Genomic DNA, 14,842 nt, shown 5'->3' on the forward strand with positions numbered 1-14,842 from the left:
ATACGCCAAGGGAGCGCCGATCATGTCCACTTCTTTGTCTCTCTCGCAGTTGAAAACGCAGGGCCGCTATCAGGAAGCGACTGCGCTGGCGTTACGGCAACTGGCGGCTGAGCCGGAAGCGGCGATGTTACACTTTCAGCTGGCCTGCCTGTATGACGTTCAGGGCCTGGAGCAACAGGCCATTCCCTGCTACCTCGCGGCATTGGCTCGCGATTTGCCGCCCGCCCAGCGCCGTGAAGCCTGGCTGGGCCTCGGCAGCACTTACCGCGCCCTGGGGAAATACCCGGCTTCGCTGCGCGCTTTCGACGATGGCCTGACCGAATTCCCGCAGGCCAACGAACTAATGCTGTTTCGCGCCATGACGCTGTACAACCTGGGTGAAAATAAACGCGCCGTGGCCGATCTGTTATTGTTGCTGGCGGACACCTCGTCAGACCCCGGCATCCGCGGCTATCAGCGCGCCATTCGGCACTATGCCGCCGATCTCAATCATATTGATTAGAGGAAAACCATGGAAATCATCACCGATATGAGCCGCCGTGCCATCGACTGGCAGCGGCTGTGTGAATTGCTGCAGGCCGCCGGGCTGGGCGAACGCGATCCGCATACGCTGCAACGCGTTTACCAACACAGCCAGTTTTGCTATTGGGGGTTTATCGGCGATGAGCTGATCGCCACCGCGCATGCCATCAGCGATTTGACCTCGGTTGCCTACCTGGCCGACGTGGCGATCGATCCGCGCTTTCAGGGACAGGGGTTGGGGCGCAGGTTGATGGACCGGGTGATGCAAGATCTGGCGCCGCTCGGCAAGATTTTCATCTATTCGGTGCCGGAAAAACTGGCCTTCTATAAAAAGTACGGCTTTCACGATTTGACCACCGGCATGGTGTTCGCTGAGGGCGCCGCCCTGCGGCGTTTGCAACAGGGAGGCTACGTACGTTAATCGCGCATTACAAGGTTTTGCTCATAAAGATACGGCAGGTCCCCGGCGGCAGGCACGGCACCTCCCCCATACGCTGCCAGCCATGTCGTTGATAAAAGTCCGGCGCCTGAAAGCTGATGGTGTACAACACGGCGGAAAGGCAACCGCGCCGGCGGCCTTCCTGCTCGAAACGGCGCAACAATTCGCTGCCCAGCCCCGCCCCGCGCAACGCTTCCGGCAGATAAAAGAGATCGAGAAACAGCAGCCCTAATGATGAGCGCCCGGTAATCCCCCCGAGAACCTCCCCACTATCGGGATCTTTTACCACCACGGCCAACGGCAGACGATCGCCGTAGCCGATATGTTGATCATTAAAACGGTCCAACCCCTCCGCGATACAGGACGTTATTTCCTGCGTTACCCGATCGGAAATTTCGATATGACATTCTTTCACGCCAGCTCTCCGTATCAATCATCCACGTTCGCACTCTGCTCACAGCTTAAAACATCGCATTTTCTTTGTTTAGAATTATCTTTGTCTCAATTTCCACGTTAATTTTCGCATGACTTCAGCGCCGACTTTACTGTCGATCCAAGTAAAGCTTCTCATCGTGATAAAACCAAGAAAAATCTTAGTTTTTAACTCGTTAAACGCAATCTTCCGTCATTTAATGATCGTCAAAAACGATCGTTTTGATAATTTTGATAGCCAATATCTATGTTAATTCCTTTCAATTACCGAGGTATTAATAGAAGATGTCTATTCTATTAGCCTTACCTTGCTTAAAAATTCAGTTGAAAAAAAGATTTACTCTTTATAAATCATGCTAGTATATAACCTTCCCTTCAAAGCTCGCGCCCAGATAACGCTCATTCGTTTGCGGTGCAAGATAAGTTCAACATGAAATTATTTAGATTATTTCTTTTTTTATGTTTTAAGATATCAATCCTCACCGGGAAATAGAAAGTAAAGGACTATAATAAAATGGAAATTGATATTTTCAGCGAGTGTGCCTATACCACCGTCGGCATTCGACAACTCATTAACCAAACATGGGCGGAAAAACGCGCGCCGGCCGGCTTTAGCCGTAAAAGGGTCTGCTTTATCGATGTCACTATCGCCAATTTTGAAGCACGTTACCGCGATGAATATGCCAACCCCAATACCTACAAAATAATCATTATCACCGACTGCCTGCATGAGGTGGTGATTGTCGACAATAAAACCATTATATTATCAAACCTTATATCATTGAGCCGCTTCAGCCACCTGATCGGTGACTTATATAAGCGTTACAGTCACTATACCGAACCGCCGCAACTCTCCCAGCGCGAGTCCCTTTTCCTTTCGGAGTGGTCGACGGGAAAATCGCTGGCCGATATCAGCAATACCATGAATATCAGAAATAAAACCGCCAATCATTACAAGTCGCGAATAATGAAAAAGCTCGGCGCCAGCAGGATAAAACCGCTGTTGCATATTACCCGCGTACGGTGTTTGACCGATCGTTTAAACATAAGAACCAATAAAGAGTAGTGACCGCCCCCCAGCTCCGCATTGGCGGCTGAATGCGTTCGCCGGCGTCTTTTAAAAGCACCGCTGGCGAAGGTCGCCGTTTCATCGCTTTGCCAACCTCTCTCTCCCTGGCGCCCAATCGTCTCTCGCGCGCATCGTTGTCTGGATCTCGCCGCCGCTTTACTGGCATTATCTCTGCTATCGCCGGGCGGCGAGAAGGCCTAAGACCGCGCCCGCCGCTCAGTATCGACTCGACGAGACAGGTAGCTTTACGCCATGGCAAATAAACCGCAACAGACAACGCTGACGATGTACGGCATCAAAAACTGCGACACCATCAAAAAAGCCCGCCGCTGGCTGGAAGATCAGGGCATAGCCTATCATTTTCACGACTACCGCGCCGACGGCCTGACCGAACAGCAACTGCGCGGTTTCGTCGCGCAACTGGGTTGGGAGCCGCTGCTCAATACCCGCGGTACCACCTGGCGCAAGCTGGATGAAGCGCAGCGCAACGCCTGTGATAATGCCGACGCCGCCATCGCGCTGATGTTGGCGCAGCCGGCAATCATTAAACGTCCGCTGCTGGACGACGGCAACGGCCACGCCCTGCTCGGTTTTAACGCCGACACTTACCAACAATTTATCACCGAGGTTGCCGTATGACTTGCCCGGTTATCGAACTGGCCCAGCAGTTGATCAAACGCCCTTCCCTCAGCCCGAATGACGAAGGCTGCCAGCAGCTGATGATCGATCGCCTGCAGGCGATCGGCTTCACCGTCGAAGCAATGGACTTCGAAGATACCCAAAACTTCTGGGCCTGGCGCGGTGAAGGGCAAACCCTGGCGTTTGCCGGGCACACCGACGTGGTGCCGACCGGTGATGAAAAACGCTGGGACAACCCGCCGTTTGAACCGGCAATCCGTGACGGCATGCTCTATGGCCGCGGCGCGGCGGACATGAAAGGCTCATTGGCCGCGATGGTGGTGGCCGCGGAACGCTTTGTCGCCGCCAACCCGAATCACCGGGGCCGTCTGGCATTCCTGATCACTTCGGATGAAGAAGCCAGCGCCACTCACGGCACGGTTAAAGTGGTCGAAGCGCTGATGGCGCGCAACGAGCGGCTGGATTACTGCCTGGTCGGCGAGCCGTCCAGCACCGAGCGCGTCGGCGACGTGGTGAAAAACGGCCGTCGTGGCTCCATCACCGCCAACCTGCATATCCACGGCGTACAGGGGCACGTTGCCTATCCGCATCTGGCGGACAATCCGGTGCACCGCGCCATGCCGGCACTGAATGAACTGGTGGCGATCGAATGGGATCGCGGCAACGAGTTCTTCCCGCCGACCAGTATGCAGATCGCCAACGTGCAGGCCGGCACCGGCAGCAACAACGTGATCCCGGGCGATCTCTACGTGCAGTTCAACTTCCGTTTCAGCACCGAACTGACCGACGCGATGATCAAGCAGCGCGTGGAAGAGCTGCTGGAACGCCATCAGTTGAATTACAGCATCGAATGGCGGCTGTCCGGTCAACCGTTCCTCACCTCGCGCGGCGCGCTGGTGGATGCGGTGGTCAACGCGGTCGAGCACTATTCTGAATTGACGCCGCAGTTGCTGACCACCGGCGGCACCTCCGACGGCCGCTTCATCGCGCAGATGGGCGCGCAGGTGGTGGAACTGGGGCCGGTCAACGCCACCATCCACAAGGTCAACGAATGTGTCAACGCCGCGGATCTGCAGCTGCTGAGCCGCATGTATCAACGCATCATGGAGCAATTGGTCGCATGATCAACGCAGAGATGCTCACCGGCCGCTCAACCGAACACCTCGCGCCGCTGAGCGGGAACCACCGCCTGCAGCCGCAGGCGGTCAACGCCTTCCTGGCGATGCAGCAGGCGGCGCATGAGGCGGGATTCGATCTCCAGCCCGCCAGCACCTTCCGCGATTTCGACCGCCAGTTGGCGATTTGGAATGGCAAATTCTGCGGCCAGCGGCCAGTATTAGATAAGGACAGCCGCCCGATCGACGTCGCGACGTTATCGGCCGCCGAGCGCTGTGAGGCGATCCTGCGCTGGTCGGCCCTGCCGGGCGCCAGCCGCCATCACTGGGGCAGCGATCTGGACGTGTACGATCCGTCGCTGTTGCCGGAAGGGCAAAAGCTGCAGCTGGAGCCGTGGGAATATGAGGACGGCGGTTACTTTGCGCCGCTCAACCAGTGGCTGACGGCGCATATGGCCGAATTCGGTTTCTACCGCCCCTTTACCGAAGACTGCGGCGGCGTGGCGGTGGAGCCGTGGCATCTGAGCTACCGGCCGCTGGCACAAGAGGCCGAATATTTGCTGACCCCGGCGCTGTTGCTGGCGGCCTGGCATGATAAGGAGGTCGCCGGTGCCGAATGGCTCGAACGCCATCTGCCCTCGATTTTTTCGCGTTTTATACGCAGTGAAGGAAAGGAGTAGCTATGCAATGGTTAGCTGATTACTGGTGGATTATCCTGCTGGTTCTGGTGGGGATGGTCGTCAGCGGCATCAAGGAACTGCGCCGCGTCGACGTTAAAAGCTATTTGGCCAACAAGCCGGAGATACCGCCGCACCGCGACAACAATGCCCAGTGGGATGACGAAGACGACTGGCCGAAAAAGAAATGACATCAGGGCGCTCATCGGCGCCCTGAATTTTTAGCGAAAGGCGATCAGCTCGCCGCGCTTGCCGGACAAGGCTTCGTCCCAGTAGCGCTGCGGCACATAATAATGCAGCCTTTCCAACGCGGCGTTCATCATGCCCTGGTTGATTGCGTGCCCGACGTTTTCCTCCACGTCCAGCGTGAAATCGGCGCCGTTGGTCCGCAACGCCTCCGCCGCCGCGTGAGCGTGTTGCACCGCGATCACCGCGTCCTCTTCACCGTGGATCAAATGCACCACGCTGTCGCCGAAAGCCTGCTCAGGCAACTGGGCGAAACGCCCGCTGAACGCGACCACGCGCCCGGCCAGTCGGGTTTCCGCTTTTAACGCTTCCAGCGCCATGATCGCCCCCTGCGAGAACCCCACCAGCGCCGTGCCGGCATAGCCTACGCCGCTCAACTGCTGCCAATGGCGCACCACCGCCACAAACTGCGGCATCACGTCTGCGATGCGGGCCGCGCGGTTCTCTTCGGTCACGTCCTGCACCGAAAACCACTGGCGCCCTGCACCGTTGCCGAACGCTTCGGGGCCACCGATGCTCACCACCTGTGCCTGAGGAAAGTCTTTGGCGAAGTAGCTGCCGATCTCCCCCATCGCCACCGGGTTGTCGCCGACACCGTGAAACAGCAAGATCAGCTGCGCCGCCGGGGTCGCCGGGGTTTGGACAACGAAATGCTCATGTTTCATCGATGACTCCTTAATAGTAACCAAACCTGGTGCGGCGACAGTCGCCGCCGCACCGCTGACAGTGACTATACGCCGTTGAGAAATCGGGAAAATCGGGTTTTATTGAGCGAGTTATTCAATTTATTGCAACGACTGCGCCCAGTCGCGCCAGTAACGGCAGTGCTGCGCATTCAACTGTTCCAGCGCCTGCGCCGTTTCGTGCCGCCAGTGCCGCAGCAAGGCTTTCTGGCCACTTACGCCCGCCTGCTCCGCGCACGCCGCCGGGGATTGTCGCCGTTGCAGATGGCCGCGCAGCGCGGGCAGCGGCAAATTGCTGGCCAACAGCAAACGCTGCAATGCCCCCAGGCTGGCCTCCAGCGGCCGATGGGCGAAAGCGAATCCGGCCAGCTCGCGCCAGTCCTCTTCGCCAAGCGGCGTGTCGCCGTCGTCGCCTGGGATCGCCAGCGCGAGTTCAATACGCTGCCGCAGCCAGGGCCAGTCGCGCGCCAGATGCTTGTGCGCCGCGTGCCGCAGCGCCTCTCCTTGCTCGCTCAGGGGCAAGATAGCCATCGCGGTATAGCAGCCGCTGCTGGCCTCCGGCTTGCTGCCGATGCGCACCAGCTCGAAACCGCAGGATTGCCAAAAGCGCCACAGCGGCTCGGTATAGCCGAAGCTGACCGACAGGAAGTCCAGACCCTGCGCCTGGCGGCGTTGCCGCTCGACCAGCTGACGCGCGATACCCTGCCGCCGCAACGCCGGCAGCGTCGCGATGCGGGTAATGCGCCGTGAATGCAGCGTCGGCGCCCACCACTGGCCGCCATGCGCCGCCAGCGACTGCGCCACCAAGTTGCCGCGCGGTCGGCGGCGGCCGGCCCACACGTCGTGCGCCAACTCGGCGCTCAACCCGCCTTCGTCCACCAGCCACACGGCGCCCACCACTTCCTGTTCGGCCTGCGCCAGCCCGAAATGCATGCCTGGCGCATCCATCAACCTGCGCAAATCCAGCGGCGAGGTGCGGTAATGCGCGCTGCTCAGCAGAGCATAGAAACGCGCCAGCCGCTGCGGAGCGGCGCACAGTTCACGCTGCTCCGCCTGGCTGTAATCGATCGCCTGGCCGTCCGCCGGCCAGGCGGGCAGCTCGTTGAACAACAGCGCATTGTCCGTTATCCGTTCCAACGCGTCCCCCTGTGCCCAACGCATCGGCTGTTGCAGGCTCAGCGCCTGATAGGACGGCAGCCCGGCGCAAAACTTCAGCAGAAAACCGCGGCCGGTGCCTTCATAGCCCTGCACCGTGGTGGTCAACAGCACGCGAGGAAAATAACCGATCAACTGCTGCAACAGTGGCGCGGGGATCGCCGCCGCCTCATCCACCAGCAGCCACCCCACGGCGCTGACGTCACCCTCACGACACTGCGCCAGCAGGGCATCGGGCGCCCAAAACTGCGCGCGCCCCTGCGCCCATTCCCCGGCCACCTCAGTGGCGGCGCGGCTCGGCCCGGTGATCCAGCAGGTCAGCGGCGACTGCGCCACCAGCATGCCGGCCAGCGTCGATTTGCCGCGGCCACGGGCGGCGGTCAGCACCCACACGCCGGACTCGGCCTGCAGCAGCGCCGTCAAGATCGCCTGTTGTTCCTCGGTCGGGCGGCCATCCGGCGGCTGCCACCCTTCACGCGCCGGCAGCGCGGCCAGCATCAGGGGCTCTCCCTGCCGCCAGATCGTCACTTCGCTGTCATCGGCCAGATGCTGCTGCAGATGATGAATGAAATGCGGCGTGGTGATCGGCTGCGGACAATCGCTCCAGCGCAGGCTGTCGCCGTCCGGCTGCTGAGGCCATTGTCGCCAGGGGGGCGTCAACAGCAGCAGCCAGCTGCCGGCGCGCAAGGCGCCACTCAACGCCGCCAGCGCCTCTACGTCCAGCGAGTGACAGGCGTCGAACACCGCGTGCAGCCGCTCCTGCCCCAGCAATTGGCGCATCGCGCCGCTTGCTAAAGCCACCTGGCCGGGCGGCGGATTTTCCCCGACCCACGGCCAGTCGCCTGGCAACGTAGCCGCCAGCCGCTGCGCCTGTTCGCGGCACCAGTCAGGTTCACCGCTGAGCACCAGCAGGCGTCGGATGCCCTGCCGCCGCATAAGTTGTTGCGCTGCCTGTAACATAACGCTGTGTCTCAATCCGAAAAAAATGCCGGAGTCAGGCTCCGGCACTTGAGGCGTTAACGGGATGCAAAGGTGTTGCAGGTATTGGGATCGCCGCTGTCGAAGCCCTGTTTAAACCAGGTATAGCGCTGCTGCGAGGTGCCGTGAGTGAAGCTGTCCGGCACAACGCGGCCCTGGCTCTGCTGCTGCAACCGATCGTCGCCAATCGCCTGTGCGGCGTTCAGCGCCGCCTGCAGGTCGCCCTCTTCCAGCATCTGCTGCTTCTCAGCGTATTTGCCCCACACGCCGGCAAAGCAGTCCGCCTGCAGCTCCATTTTCACCGACAGGCGGTTTACTTCCGCTTGGCTGGCGCCCTGCTGCATCTGGCGGACCTTCGGCTCGATGCCCAACAGGTTCTGCACGTGGTGGCCGACTTCGTGCGCCACCACATAGGCCTGAGCGAAATCACCGCCGGCGCCCAGCTTGGTTTTCATATCCTGGTAGAAAGACAAATCGATATACACCGTTCTGTCACCCGGGCAGTAGAACGGCCCCATCGCCGCCTGGCCGGTGCCGCAGCTGGTGCGCGTGACGCCGCGATACATCACCAGCTTCGGCGGTTGATAGGTTTTGCCCATGCGCTGGAAAATCTCTTTCCAGTTATCCTCGGTTGAGGCCAGTACCACAGAGGTGAATTTGGCCAGCTCATCGTCTTTCGGGCTGATGTTAGCGCTCTGCTGTTGACCCTGCGGTGCGACGTTACCGCCGTTCAGCAGCGGCGACAGATCGATACCGTAATAGCCGGCCACCAGCACCACTACCAGAATGACAATGCCGCCCTTGCCACGCGGCACGCGAAAGCCGCCGCCACCGCCGCCCAAACCTGAAGATTGCCCGCGACGATCCTCAACATTGTCACTTTCCCGACGCCCTTGCCAACGCATAAATATACTCCAGATATTTCCCCTGCTCGTTGAAGTTGCGCCGCGATCGTAAGCGCAAAGGCAGCTTCAAGCCTGAGTGGGATAGGTTTTAGTCATCTCGCATCCATCATTATAAATGGTCTGCCGCGGAGGAAATGTAGAAATTTTCTGGAAAAACGCAGAATAGCGGGACGATCCGGCCGGATCGCCCCGAATGGCGGTGCCAACGCTTAGTCGAGCTTCACGCCGATGCGGCGCGCCACTTCTTCATAGGCTTCGATCAGGCCGCCCAGGCTTTGACGGAAACGGTCTTTGTCCATCTTGTCCAGGGTGCTTTTGTCCCACAGGCGGCTGCCGTCCGGCGAAAACTCATCGCCCAGCACCACTTCGCCGTTGAACAGGCCGAACTCCAGCTTGAAGTCGACCAGGATCAGGCCGGCGTCGTCGAACAGCTGGGTCAAGACCTCGTTGGCGCGGTAGCTCAGCTCACGCATGCGCGCCAGATGTTCCTTGCTCACCCAGCCGAAGGTTTCGCAGTAGGATTCGTTCACCATCGGATCGTGCATGGCGTCGTTTTTCAGGAACAGATCGAACAGCGGCGGGTTCAGCACCAGACCTTCTTCGATGCCCAGACGCTTCACCAGCGAACCGGCGGCGCGGTTGCGGATCACGCATTCCACCGGCACCATGTCCAGCTTCTTCACCAGCACTTCGTTGTCGGACAGCAGACGCTCCATCTGGGTCGGGATGCCGGCTTCTTCCAGTTTGCTCATGATGAAATGGTTGAACTTGTTGTTCACCATGCCTTTGCGATCGAACTGCTCAATGCGCTGACCATCCAGTGCTGACGTATCGTTGCGGAACTCCAACACCAACAGATCGGGATTCTCGGTGGTGTAAACGGTTTTTGCCTTTCCGCGATACAGCTCAGCTAGCTTTTGCATCTTACTTACTCCAGTGATGTATCCCCGTTGTCTCCCGAGCGCGGCCCGAAATTAGGGGGTATAGAATTGACCTAATGAATTCTTTGGCGTGCCGGACACTATTGTGCCAAACCTGCGACGCAAACGATACCGTATAGACAAAACAAAAAGGGGCCGAGGCCCCTTTTTGATTAGTTAACGCTGGTTTTACTGAAGGCAGACTGGAATGCCGCCACCAGTGCATCGTTTTTCGACTGGGTGAGCGGTTTGCCTTTCGGATCGATGAATTGCAGGCTGGTGCGGTTGTTGAGATCGCCGACCTGCAGCTTGTAATCCCCTTCCGCCAGTTCAGGATCCTTAACGCCCAACGCATCCCAATCGCTGCTGCTCAAGGACTTGTAGGTCACGGCGACGGTGCCCTGCGGACGGCTGCGGTCACCCACTTTCATCCCCAGTTTTTCGAGCGCCGGCGGCAGGCGATCCCACACAACGGTGTACGGGCCACGCACGACCAGCATCGGCAGGCCGGTGTCATCGGCGCCGCTCTGCACGTCCAGTGCGCCGAAGCGGCTGGCGGTCTGGCTGCTCGCCAGGTTGTCCTGCTTGTCCAGGCCTTCGATCAGGGTGTTGATCATCATGCCGTTGTAGCGCTGAATCTCAGATTGGTCGGTCACCTGCTCGCTCTTGCCCTGCTGCTGCAGGCCAACGCTTTTCACCACCAGCGCCTGCTGGTAGCCCTGCTGCTGCACGCTGATCTGATAACGGCCTTCGTACTGGTTGTCTTCGTCCAGACGGTTCCACTTCACCCAGTCGGTGGTCAGGGTCTGACCGGCGTCCTGGCGGGAAGCGATCGCGATGTTCTTCGCCTGCAGCAGGCTGACGACGCGCGACCACAGGTTCTGGTTCTGCGGGCTGTTTTCCAGCAGCAGCGTGCCGCTGTCGCCGGCGTATTGCGCACGTGAACCGCTCAGCAGCGCCAACGGCTGCACCGGCGGACGAATGTCCAGTTGCTTGCCGACGTTGCCTTGCAGCTTCGTGGCGGGAACGTCATAGTTGCCGCTCTGCACCGGCAGGATCATGCCGGACGGCGCGTTCAGCGCCTTGAGCGGAGCCGCGTCGAGGTAGGCCTCGTCGCCGCTGACCTGGCGCTTGTAGCGCTGATCGCTGCTGCAGGCTGCCAGCATCATCACCAAAGAGATGCCCACTACTTTTGCTACCGTCGACTTTTGCAATGAATAAGCCATCAAATTTCCCTTAGAGTTACAGCAAACCGACGCTTTTCAGCGCGCGCTCCACCACCGGGCGGGCGGTTTCACTCAACGGCGTCATCGGCAGACGCAGCGTATCGGTTGCCATCAATCCCAACGCCTTACAGGCCCACTTCACCGGAATTGGGTTTGCTTCTACAAATAGATCCTGATGCAACGGCATCAAGCGCTGATTTAAGCGGCGCGCTTCGGCAAACTTGCCCTGCGCCGCCAGCGCGCAAAGTTCCGCCATCTCGCGCGCGGCCACGTTGGCCGTCACGGAAATCACCCCTTTGCCGCCCAGTTGCATGAAGTCCAGTCCGCTGGCGTCGTCGCCGCTCAGCAAAATGAAATCTTCATCGTCAACCAGCACTTGGATCTGACTAACGCGACTTAAGTTCCCCGTCGCTTCTTTTACAGCAACAATATTCTTGATTTTCGCCAGCCGAGCGATGGTCGGCGGCAGCATGTCGCAACCGGTGCGCGAAGGCACGTTGTACAGGATCTGCGGCAGCTCGGTGCTCTCGGCGATCGCCTTGAAGTGCTGATACAGCCCTTCCTGCGTCGGCTTATTGTAGTACGGCGTCACCGTCAGACACCCCACCACGCCGGTGTTGGCGAAGCGGGTGGTGAGCGCGATGGCTTCGGCGGTAGCGTTGGCGCCAGTGCCGGCGATCACCGGGATGCGGCCGTCGGCCAGCTCCAGCGTCTGCAGCACCACGTCAACGTGCTCGTCATGGGCAAGCGTTGCGGACTCGCCGGTGGTCCCTACGGAAACGATCGCCGCGGTGCCACTGGCTACATGATAATCGATCAATTTTTTCAGGCTCGCGCGATCGACAGCACCTTTGTCGTCCATCGGCGTAACCAGTGCAACAATACTTCCCGTAAACATTGGCCGTCCCCTCCACAAACAAGTCACTCATGGTACTTTTGCTGCCTATCCAAAAGCAAGCGCACAACCGCGTTGTAAGCGCTTGGCAGGCGGTTTTTTTTATGTTTACCATGGTAACCCCATTAAGCACGACAGGAAGCGCTATTTTGCCTCAGTCAGACGAACACTATCTCGTGATTACCGCACTCGGCGCCGACCGCCCCGGAATTGTCAATACCATCACCCGCCACGTCAGCAGTTGCGGATGCAATATCGAAGATAGCCGTCTGGCCATGCTGGGGGAGGAGTTCACGTTTATCATGCTGCTGTCCGGCAGCTGGAACGCCATCACCCTGATCGAATCCACCCTGCCGCAAAAAGGCGCGGAGCTGGATCTGCTGATCGTGATGAAGCGCACAAACTCGCACGAAAGGCCGCCGATGCCGGCCACGGTATGGGTGCAGGTGGAAGTCAAGGACTCGCCGCATATCATCGAACGCTTTACCGATTTGTTCGACTCCAGCCAGATGAATATCGCCGAGCTGGTCTCGCGCACGCAGCCGGCGGACGGCGACCTGCCACCGCAGCTGTATATCCAAATCACCGCCCACAGCTCCGGCGATCGGGATGCCTCAAATATTGAGCAAGCCTTCCATCGCCTATGTACAGAATTGAACGCGCAAGGCAGTATTAGCGTGGTGAACTATCCACAGCATGATGAGAAAGATGGAGAGTAGTGATGAGCCCATTGAAAGCCGGTGACACAGCGCCGAAATTTAGTTTGCCTGACCAGGACGGTGAGGAAATTAATTTGGCCGACTTCCAGGGACAGCGAGTATTGGTCTATTTCTATCCGAAGGCGATGACGCCGGGCTGCACCGTGCAAGCCTGCGGCCTGCGGGACAACATGGACGAATTGAAAAAGGTCGGCGTCGAAGTGCTGGGCATCAGCACCGACAAACCGGAAAAACTGTCGCGCTTCGCCGAAAAGGAGCTGCTCAACTTCACGCTGTTGTCTGATGAAGATCATCAGGTATCGCAACAGTTTGGCGTGTGGGGCGAGAAAACCTTCATGGGCAAGACCTACGACGGTATTCACCGCATCAGCTTCCTGATCGACGCCAACGGCAAGATTGAAAAAGTGTTTGATGATTTCAAAACCACCAATCACCACGACATCGTTCTGAGCTACCTGCAGCAGTAATTCTCACGAAGCGCAGCGGCCTGCTGCGCTTCGTTTCTTCCCTGTCAGCCGGCCTTGTCTTCCACCTCGACCCGCAGTTCATCGGGCCAGGCGTGAATCACCGCCTTCACCAGCGTCGCCAGCGGTATGGCGAAAAACACGCCCCAAAAGCCCCACATCCCGCCGAACACGATCACCGCCAGGATAATCACTAGCGGATGCAGGTTGACCGCTTCGGAGAACAAAATGGGCACCAACAGGTTGCCGTCCAACCCCTGTACCACCAGATAGGCGACGATCAGCGTCCAGAAATCGGCGCCGACGCCCCACTGGAACAGCGCCACCACCACCACCGGTATGGTGACCAGCACCGCGCCGATGTAGGGGATCAGCACCGAAAAGCCCACCAGCACCGCCAGCAGCAGCGAGTAGCGCATGTCCAGCACGGCGAACACCAGGTAGGTCGCCACACCGACAATCACCATCTCCAGCACCTTGCCGCGGATATAGTTGGTGATCTGCTGATTCATTTCGTTCCAGACCTGCCCCGCCAGGCCGCGATTGCGCGGCAGCACGCGGCGCACCGCGTTCAACAGTTGATCTTTGTCCTTCAGCAGGAAGAACATCATCATCGGCACCAGGATCAGGTAGATAGCCAACGTCAGCAGGCCGACCAGCGACGCCAGCGAGAATTTCACCACCGATTCGCCCATGCCGGACAGCCGGCTGCGCAGGTTTTCCGCCATCATGTCGATGATGCCGGCATCCACCAGCGCTGGATAACGCTTCGGCAGCGTCGCGGCGAAGTTATAGAACTGGTTGAGCATGCCCGGCAGATCGCTCATCAGATTGATGCCCTGCTGCCAAGCGGTCGGCGCGACGACAAACACCAGCAGCATGGCAACGCCCGCGAACACCAACAGCATGATGCTCGCCGCCCAGGTGCGCGAACAGCCGATGCGCTGCAGGCGCGCGGTCGGCCACTCCAGCAGGTACGCCAGCACGATGGCGACCAGCAACGGGGTCAGAATGCCGTGCAGAAAATAGAGAATGAGGAACCCGGCGACCAGGATCACCAGCAGCGCGATAGCCTGCGGATCGGTGAAGCGGCGGCGGTACCACTGTAATAACATCTCCAGCATCAGAGCGGGCTCCTCGAGATTTGGCGGGCGGGCATGGCGATTCCTGTGATGGGCCTGATTAAAGCATAGATAGAACGGGCGCACGCGAGGTGTGCAAAGCACTCAGAGTACTCAAAGTTCACCATACATCAACAGCGATTTGGCTGATTTTATCGCGCGGGCAGGCGATCGGCGCAACAATCCGCAGACGCGGCGACAGGTTCGGTGAGCGGCCCCGAACGGGGCCGCGGAAGATTACAGCGAGGTACCGATAGAAAGGGGCGAACCGACTGCCAATGCGAACAACAACACACAGCCAATCGCGATCGCCGCCGCCAGATCATTTTTCATAGTCCCGTCCCCTGATACTTAAACTGGTTATCGTCACGAACTCTGTCGGTTCTTGCGTTGCGGCCTTTTCTGATGCACGTCATTAAAAACCCCCGCCGCAGCGGGGGAGAAAACGTTCTGGTGCATCAAGTGTTACAAGGAGGTCATGAGGGATTGCTAACCCTAAATGACTATTTCAAGCTAGGATTATTCTCAGAGCATGGCAAGCGATCGCGTCGAGGTTATCCGCACTTTGAGATAAACCTCATAAAAAAATCCCGCACGGCAGCGGGATGAAGGGATGATAACGTCATGAATTTTTTAT

General features: G+C 58.9%; 17 protein-coding genes. 9 read left to right on the plus strand and 8 right to left on the minus strand.

Translation table 11 applies throughout. The features are described from left to right. Positions 1-22: 22 nt before the first annotated feature. Together FOT55_RS23650 and FOT55_RS23655 are read left to right on the plus strand one after the other, a co-directional pair. Positions 23-502 carry a tetratricopeptide repeat protein gene (locus FOT55_RS23650; protein WP_049204814.1) on the plus strand — a complete coding sequence of 160 codons (480 nt, stop codon included), beginning with the start codon at positions 23-25 and terminating at the stop codon, positions 500-502. A gap of 9 nt (positions 503-511) precedes the next feature. Continuing rightward, positions 512-943 carry a GNAT family N-acetyltransferase gene (locus FOT55_RS23655; protein ID WP_025303819.1) on the plus strand — a complete coding sequence of 144 codons (432 nt, stop codon included), beginning with the start codon at positions 512-514 and terminating at the stop codon, positions 941-943. 7 nt (positions 944-950) lie between these two features. Here the strand turns inward: FOT55_RS23655 and FOT55_RS23660 are convergent, their stop codons facing one another. Continuing rightward, positions 951-1,376, minus strand: a complete 426-nt coding sequence (locus tag FOT55_RS23660) for a GNAT family N-acetyltransferase (RefSeq protein ID WP_060434453.1) — start codon at positions 1,374-1,376, stop codon at positions 951-953. A gap of 531 nt (positions 1,377-1,907) precedes the next feature. On the opposite strand from FOT55_RS23660, the gene FOT55_RS23665 reads away from it, so the two are divergent. From FOT55_RS23665 to FOT55_RS23685, 5 genes are all read left to right on the plus strand, one after another. Next, positions 1,908-2,459, plus strand: coding sequence for a LuxR C-terminal-related transcriptional regulator (locus tag FOT55_RS23665; protein ID WP_147824106.1), 552 nt, complete (start codon positions 1,908-1,910; stop codon positions 2,457-2,459). Between the two features lie 255 nt (positions 2,460-2,714). After that, positions 2,715-3,101: an ArsC family reductase gene (locus tag FOT55_RS23670; protein WP_025303822.1), complete on the plus strand. Its 387-nt coding sequence runs from the start codon at positions 2,715-2,717 to the stop codon at positions 3,099-3,101. Beyond that, positions 3,098-4,225 carry a succinyl-diaminopimelate desuccinylase gene (gene dapE / locus FOT55_RS23675; RefSeq protein WP_025303823.1) on the plus strand — a complete coding sequence of 376 codons (1,128 nt, stop codon included), beginning with the start codon at positions 3,098-3,100 and terminating at the stop codon, positions 4,223-4,225. Before FOT55_RS23670 ends, dapE begins: the two co-directional genes overlap by 4 nt. Beyond that, positions 4,222-4,896 carry a M15 family metallopeptidase gene (locus FOT55_RS23680; RefSeq protein WP_147824107.1) on the plus strand — a complete coding sequence of 225 codons (675 nt, stop codon included), beginning with the start codon at positions 4,222-4,224 and terminating at the stop codon, positions 4,894-4,896. Before dapE ends, FOT55_RS23680 begins: the two co-directional genes overlap by 4 nt. 2 nt (positions 4,897-4,898) lie before the next feature. Next, positions 4,899-5,084, plus strand: coding sequence for a YpfN family protein (locus FOT55_RS23685; RefSeq protein ID WP_004941720.1), 186 nt, complete (start codon positions 4,899-4,901; stop codon positions 5,082-5,084). A gap of 30 nt (positions 5,085-5,114) precedes the next feature. On the opposite strand, the gene ypfH is transcribed toward FOT55_RS23685, so the two are convergent. The 6 genes from ypfH to dapA form a co-directional block, all read right to left on the minus strand. Further along, on the minus strand, positions 5,115-5,804 hold the full coding sequence (ypfH, locus tag FOT55_RS23690) for an esterase (RefSeq protein WP_049296083.1): 690 nt from the start codon (positions 5,802-5,804) through the stop codon (positions 5,115-5,117). Between the two features lie 120 nt (positions 5,805-5,924). After that, on the minus strand, positions 5,925-7,937 hold the full coding sequence (locus tag FOT55_RS23695; RefSeq protein ID WP_147824108.1) for a tRNA(Met) cytidine acetyltransferase TmcA: 2,013 nt from the start codon (positions 7,935-7,937) through the stop codon (positions 5,925-5,927). 56 nt (positions 7,938-7,993) lie between these two features. Beyond that, complete coding sequence (ypfJ, locus tag FOT55_RS23700) at positions 7,994-8,860, minus strand: KPN_02809 family neutral zinc metallopeptidase (protein ID WP_043140420.1); 867 nt, start codon at positions 8,858-8,860, stop codon at positions 7,994-7,996. Positions 8,861-9,069: 209 nt separating this feature from the next. Next, positions 9,070-9,783, minus strand: coding sequence for a phosphoribosylaminoimidazolesuccinocarboxamide synthase (purC, locus tag FOT55_RS23705; RefSeq protein WP_147824109.1), 714 nt, complete (start codon positions 9,781-9,783; stop codon positions 9,070-9,072). Positions 9,784-9,953: 170 nt separating this feature from the next. Further along, complete coding sequence (gene bamC / locus FOT55_RS23710) at positions 9,954-11,006, minus strand: outer membrane protein assembly factor BamC (protein ID WP_025303828.1); 1,053 nt, start codon at positions 11,004-11,006, stop codon at positions 9,954-9,956. Positions 11,007-11,022: 16 nt separating this feature from the next. Beyond that, positions 11,023-11,904: a 4-hydroxy-tetrahydrodipicolinate synthase gene (gene dapA, locus FOT55_RS23715; protein ID WP_033644005.1), complete on the minus strand. Its 882-nt coding sequence runs from the start codon at positions 11,902-11,904 to the stop codon at positions 11,023-11,025. 110 nt (positions 11,905-12,014) lie between these two features. Between dapA and FOT55_RS23720 the strand changes: the two genes are divergently transcribed. Then, positions 12,015-12,620 (plus strand): glycine cleavage system transcriptional repressor, encoded by a 606-nt coding sequence (locus FOT55_RS23720; protein WP_369783268.1) that lies wholly within the window; start codon positions 12,015-12,017, stop codon positions 12,618-12,620. 2 nt (positions 12,621-12,622) lie between these two features. Next, on the plus strand, positions 12,623-13,087 hold the full coding sequence (gene bcp / locus FOT55_RS23725; RefSeq protein WP_025303830.1) for a thioredoxin-dependent thiol peroxidase: 465 nt from the start codon (positions 12,623-12,625) through the stop codon (positions 13,085-13,087). Positions 13,088-13,131: 44 nt separating this feature from the next. Here the strand turns inward: bcp and FOT55_RS23730 are convergent, their stop codons facing one another. Beyond that, positions 13,132-14,208, minus strand: a complete 1,077-nt coding sequence (locus FOT55_RS23730) for an AI-2E family transporter (protein ID WP_025303831.1) — start codon at positions 14,206-14,208, stop codon at positions 13,132-13,134. Positions 14,209-14,842 lie beyond the last annotated feature (634 nt).

It is taken from the genome of Serratia bockelmannii (genome assembly GCF_008011855.1).
Lineage (GTDB): Bacteria > Pseudomonadota > Gammaproteobacteria > Enterobacterales > Enterobacteriaceae > Serratia > Serratia bockelmannii.

What these genes read in the sequence shown, in the direction of transcription:
- FOT55_RS23650 (WP_049204814.1), top strand. Translation starts at nt 23, where the DNA reads ATGTCCACTTCTTTGTCTCTCTCGCAGTTGAAAACGCAGGGCCGCTAT.
- FOT55_RS23655 (WP_025303819.1), top strand. Translation starts at nt 512, where the DNA reads ATGGAAATCATCACCGATATGAGCCGCCGTGCCATCGACTGGCAGCGG.
- FOT55_RS23730 (WP_025303831.1), bottom strand. Translation starts at nt 14,208, where the DNA reads ATGCTGGAGATGTTATTACAGTGGTACCGCCGCCGCTTCACCGATCCG.
- ypfJ (WP_043140420.1), bottom strand. Translation starts at nt 8,860, where the DNA reads ATGCGTTGGCAAGGGCGTCGGGAAAGTGACAATGTTGAGGATCGTCGC.
- FOT55_RS23695 (WP_147824108.1), bottom strand. Translation starts at nt 7,937, where the DNA reads ATGTTACAGGCAGCGCAACAACTTATGCGGCGGCAGGGCATCCGACGC.
- bcp (WP_025303830.1), top strand. Translation starts at nt 12,623, where the DNA reads ATGAGCCCATTGAAAGCCGGTGACACAGCGCCGAAATTTAGTTTGCCT.
- ypfH (WP_049296083.1), bottom strand. Translation starts at nt 5,804, where the DNA reads ATGAAACATGAGCATTTCGTTGTCCAAACCCCGGCGACCCCGGCGGCG.
- FOT55_RS23680 (WP_147824107.1), top strand. Translation starts at nt 4,222, where the DNA reads ATGATCAACGCAGAGATGCTCACCGGCCGCTCAACCGAACACCTCGCG.
- bamC (WP_025303828.1), bottom strand. Translation starts at nt 11,006, where the DNA reads ATGGCTTATTCATTGCAAAAGTCGACGGTAGCAAAAGTAGTGGGCATC.
- FOT55_RS23665 (WP_147824106.1), top strand. Translation starts at nt 1,908, where the DNA reads ATGGAAATTGATATTTTCAGCGAGTGTGCCTATACCACCGTCGGCATT.
- FOT55_RS23720 (WP_369783268.1), top strand. Translation starts at nt 12,015, where the DNA reads ATGGTAACCCCATTAAGCACGACAGGAAGCGCTATTTTGCCTCAGTCA.
- dapA (WP_033644005.1), bottom strand. Translation starts at nt 11,904, where the DNA reads ATGTTTACGGGAAGTATTGTTGCACTGGTTACGCCGATGGACGACAAA.
- FOT55_RS23670 (WP_025303822.1), top strand. Translation starts at nt 2,715, where the DNA reads ATGGCAAATAAACCGCAACAGACAACGCTGACGATGTACGGCATCAAA.
- FOT55_RS23685 (WP_004941720.1), top strand. Translation starts at nt 4,899, where the DNA reads ATGCAATGGTTAGCTGATTACTGGTGGATTATCCTGCTGGTTCTGGTG.
- dapE (WP_025303823.1), top strand. Translation starts at nt 3,098, where the DNA reads ATGACTTGCCCGGTTATCGAACTGGCCCAGCAGTTGATCAAACGCCCT.
- purC (WP_147824109.1), bottom strand. Translation starts at nt 9,783, where the DNA reads ATGCAAAAGCTAGCTGAGCTGTATCGCGGAAAGGCAAAAACCGTTTAC.